The sequence below is a fragment of the Protofrankia sp. Cj5 genome (assembly GCF_917627405.1).
Taxonomy (GTDB): domain Bacteria; phylum Actinomycetota; class Actinomycetes; order Frankiales; family Frankiaceae; genus Protofrankia.
The window spans coordinates 1-4029 of the sequence record NZ_CAKJTO010000197.1 but is presented as its reverse complement, the minus strand read 5'-3'; the positions used below and the strand labels follow the sequence as shown (position 1 = coordinate 4029).

Genomic DNA, 4029 nt, shown 5'->3' with positions numbered 1-4029 from the left:
CCTGCGCGTTTGCAAGATCCTTCCAGAACCTCCCGGCGGGGGCTGTGGATAAACTGATCCAAAAGATTGATCGTTTACGTTTGTGCAGGTCACAGGGATATCGATCTTTGCCAGAACCTCCCCGTTTTGTCGGCGTGTTGGAGGTTCTGGATGTCGATCAAGGTTGAGTCGTTTGACGGGAGCGCGAAGTTGTGCGTATGACTTGTGATCATTGCTTGCCTGGGAGGCGTATCCGAAGGGCATGACCAGAGCATGCCGCGGCCTGGCCGGCGTCCGTCCAGCCAGGACCGTAGGAGTCGCGTCCCTTTGCTGAGAGTCAGCTGTCCAGGACGAAGCGGAAGGAAAGTTCCTCGCCGAGCTCGATGCCGGCCGGCTCCAGGCGTGCCGCATCAGGCACGCAGGCCGACAATATGCGGACCGGTTCGTCGGCTCCAGACGCCTACCCGGATGCGCCGACGCGCTCGCCCGCACGAGCGCTGGCCACCGCGACGGACCACCTTCGACGTCGCCCCGCTCGACATCGTGGTGCGCGTCATGAGGATGGCCACCCAGCTCAGGATGGCCATTTCCGTTACGCCGCAGCGTACTTGGAGGGGTGGGCGATACTGGGATTGAACCAGTGACCTCTACCGTGTCAAGGTAGCGCTCTCCCACTGAGCTAATCGCCCCAGTTTGTTCGAGATTGTTGCGGAGGCGGAGGCGGGAATCGAACCCGCGTACAGGGCTTTGCAGGCCCTTGCCTAAGCCACTCGGCCACTCCGCCGGGAGGAGGCCGGAACCAGCTTGACCTCTGACCTCTCACAGTCTCGAGCGGACGACGGGATTCGAACCCGCGACCCTCACCTTGGCAAGGTGATGCTCTACCAGCTGAGCCACGTCCGCGCGCCCCGCTGTTCGGCGGTGCAGCTAGCACTCTAGCGGACGATGAGCGAAGCGTCGAATGAACCGCCGTGCGATGTGTCGGCGATGTGCGGTTTCTGTGTCAGAGTCCAGCGCGCGCTCGCCGGTCGTGCCCGGTTGTGCTTGTGGCAGGTGGCTTGGCCACCCAGCCCGGCGGTGCTGGTAGGTCTGGTAGGTGATGCGTGGCACGGGGGCGGGGCCGGCTCGGGTAGCGGGGCCGGCGGGGGTGTCTCCAGCCTGCCGAAAGGGCCGCGGTGCGTGCGATCCGCGGGCGTGGCGACATCGGCCGCCCCACTGCGGCGAAGTCATGTTTTGCGACGCAATTCTCACGGTGTGTGACTTCGAACTGGCCGCCCGCAGCGGAAACGAGAGTCCTGACTGGGACGTCGCCGGGACAGCTGCCCGCCCCGGCGACGTCAGGGATCCAACAGGCTGAAGGCCGCGCGGACATGGCGCTGGTCGTGCTGCCGGTCGCTCTTGGTAGCCGCCCTGGCGATGTCAGGTCTGAGAGCCGCCCCAGATGAGCAGCGCAAGCTCCGCGTCCAGGTCGACGATGTCGCTTTCCCCGCCGAGCGGCACCACCGAGTAGGTGCGGCGCAGGAATGACAACACCTCCGAGCGCGGCATCTCGAACAACGCGTGGCCCGACGGGCTGGACAGGGAGAGACAGACGATCCGTCCGCCGGACTGGGCCGCTGGCCAGACCTGAACGTCTCCGTCGCCGGCCGGGCGCCGGACACCGTCGCTGAGCAGCTGCCGGGCGAACGTCCACTCGACAACCTCGTCCGCGCCCGTACGGAACCCGATGCTGACCGCGTACGGGTCCGCCGGTTCATAGCGCATCGTCGCCGCGACTGGGACGGGCGCTCCACCGGGAACGACGAGCCGAAGTGCGAGCTCTGCTGTGATGGAATCGTGGCGAATTGTCATCGGGCGGCCTCTCAGTGCTGCGGTGGTGCGGGCGAGCACCCGTGTAACGAGATAGTTCCCTCTTTGAGGCTCGTTGGAAACAAGGTTATGCGACTTGAACATCCGTTACGCCGGTTCGGGAGACTTGCCCGACATAGCGCGGGTGTGCAGGCCGAGACTGGCTGATGGAGGCCACGGTGTGCGGCGTCCGTGGCCGCGTGCGTCGGTTCGCGCCATGTGGCACACCCCCCGTAGGTCGATTACCCTTCGTGTTTGATCGCTGCTGTTGCAGTGTGCGTCAGGGGAGGTCTACCCCTCTCCTCCTCGTCCCAATCGAGGTGAGTTGTGTCCGGATCGTGACCGACGAGACCCCATTCCGCAAGACCTAACGTCGTCGACATCGCGGGACGCTTCCGCGTGGACCGTCGGCCTCGCCACAGCCGGGCCCGGACCCGGGGCATCGCCCTCGATCCGGCCGCCCCCTCGCGGCATCCCCGCGGCGGCGTAGTAAGCTTCAGACGTCTTCCGGGCGTATAGCTCAGTGGTAGAGCGCTGCCTTCACACGGCAGAGGTCCGTGGTTCGAAACCACGTACGCCCACAGGTACTTTCGCCACTCGTCGGCCTTTGTCGATCATTGTGGGTCAGCGGGCACCCGGTGTCCGCCATATGCGTGATCGCGGTTGTTCCGCGCTCGGTGGCACTGCGGCGTGTTCTGGAAGCCGTCGTTCGATCAGGGAGCCGCGTCCAGGTGGTTCCTGGTAAGGCCGCAGGCCAGACCGATATCGGATGAGTTGTATCGGTTTGGCCGAGAAGGCGGCCAGGGGCTGCCTGGAGGCGGTGAGCCAAAGCCATGACGCGAGAGGTTCTTACGTCCGATGCGGTGTATATCATGTTTTGTGCTGGACGTGCTGGACGGCGCTGACTACATGTTCGTGGGCGGCCCGGGTTAGATGGCGTTCGACGTGGTGTTTCGCTGGATCGACTAATCGGGGGGCCGACTGTTGAAGGCAGGGCACGAGGTCGGGCGGAGCACGGAAGAGCCGGTCGTCGGAAGTACGGAGCGCGGGGGGCGAACCATGTTTGTGCCTGGGGAGGCGATACCTGCCATGGATACGACGGGGATGGTCACCCCGCTCCATGAAAGAGCTCGGGTGGGTACCGGCGGAGTGGGAATCGGGATGGTGAACGGCGGGGACGGCGCGGGCCCGGACGAGCCTCGGTACGGCCGTGACTGGCCCGCGCACACCTTCCTCGGGCGGTTGGACCAGCGGCTACGGGGTGCGTTGCTGGAGCTCGGGCAGTTCGTTCGGTATGCCAGCGGGACAACTCTGATTATTGAAGGTGACCTGGACCGGGATCTGTTCATCCTGCTTGACGGCGTGTGCAAAGTCACCGGAGTGACCCCGCACGGCGTCCGGGCACTGCTTGCCGTCCGTGTCGGTGGAGATGTCGTCGGTGAGATCGCGGCTATGGACGGTGAGCCCCGTTCCGCCACGGTGACCGCTGGCGGCGCGGTGACCGCACGCCGGATCAGCTCGGTCGACATGGAGCAGTTCCTGGTCGGCAACCCGATGATGGCGGCGGAGATGAACCGCGCGATGGCGGCGAAGCTGCGCTGGTCGACACGGCGCAGGGTCGACTACGGCGACCATGTGAAGATCCGGCTGGCGCGTGTCCTGGTCGAGCTCGCCTACCTGCACGGCACGCCGGTCGCTGACGGTATCTCGATCGGTGTGCTGACCCAGCCCGAGATCGGTGGGCTGATCGGCGCTGGCGAGCCCAGCGCGCACAAGGCGCTCGCGGAGCTGCGGAGTGCCGGCATACTCAGCACCCGCTATCGGCGAATCGTCGTCCACGACCTGTCCAGGCTCGGGGATGTCGCGGACGGCGACAGCTAGAGCGCCCGGCAATAGGGGTGTGGATCAAGGAGCGGGGCTGGGGTGCGTGCATCGCAAGGCGGAGGAGGGAGCCACCCTGGTGTTGGGTGGCGACCGACGACAACGATGCGAGGTGCGTACCCCAGCCCCGCGACGCCGCTCCCCTATTGCCGGGCGCTCTTAGCCTGTTTCCCTGCCGACGGGCGGTGGGCGCGTTTCTCGACGCGCCGTCGAGGGTGGCGCGCCGGGGCGCTGCCATCGTCCGTCCCCAGCCCCGCTGCCTGCGTTTTTGTCGCCAACGTCGCCGGGGCGTGGTTGTGCCTTGTGGAGAAAGTGCGAAGC

General features: G+C 65.9%; 2 protein-coding genes and 4 tRNA genes. 2 read left to right on the top strand and 4 right to left on the bottom strand.

The annotated features are described in order from the left end of the window. Positions 1–596: 596 nt before the first annotated feature. The 4 genes from MJ777_RS22420 to MJ777_RS22405 all read right to left on the bottom strand — a co-directional run bounded on the left by MJ777_RS22420 (position 597) and on the right by MJ777_RS22405 (position 1830). Positions 597–668: transfer RNA gene (locus MJ777_RS22420), tRNA-Val, on the bottom strand. A gap of 23 nt (positions 669–691) precedes the next feature. Continuing rightward, positions 692–763, bottom strand: a tRNA-Cys gene (locus MJ777_RS22415). Positions 764–809: 46 nt separating this feature from the next. Beyond that, positions 810–882 (bottom strand) — tRNA-Gly (locus tag MJ777_RS22410). A gap of 516 nt (positions 883–1398) precedes the next feature. Next, on the bottom strand, positions 1399–1830 hold the full coding sequence (locus tag MJ777_RS22405; protein WP_239311355.1) for an SsgA family sporulation/cell division regulator: 432 nt from the start codon (positions 1828–1830) through the stop codon (positions 1399–1401). Between the two features lie 506 nt (positions 1831–2336). Here MJ777_RS22405 and MJ777_RS22400 point away from each other — a divergent pair. After that, positions 2337–2408, top strand: a tRNA-Val gene (locus MJ777_RS22400). Positions 2409–2916: 508 nt separating this feature from the next. Further along, the gene (locus tag MJ777_RS22395; RefSeq protein WP_239311356.1) at positions 2917–3708 is read left to right on the top strand and encodes a Crp/Fnr family transcriptional regulator; all 792 of its coding nucleotides are present in this window, start codon (positions 2917–2919) and stop codon (positions 3706–3708) included. Positions 3709–4029 lie beyond the last annotated feature (321 nt).

What these genes read in the sequence shown, in the direction of transcription:
- MJ777_RS22405 (WP_239311355.1), bottom strand. Translation starts at nt 1,830, where the DNA reads ATGACAATTCGCCACGATTCCATCACAGCAGAGCTCGCACTTCGGCTC.
- MJ777_RS22395 (WP_239311356.1), top strand. Translation starts at nt 2,917, where the DNA reads ATGGATACGACGGGGATGGTCACCCCGCTCCATGAAAGAGCTCGGGTG.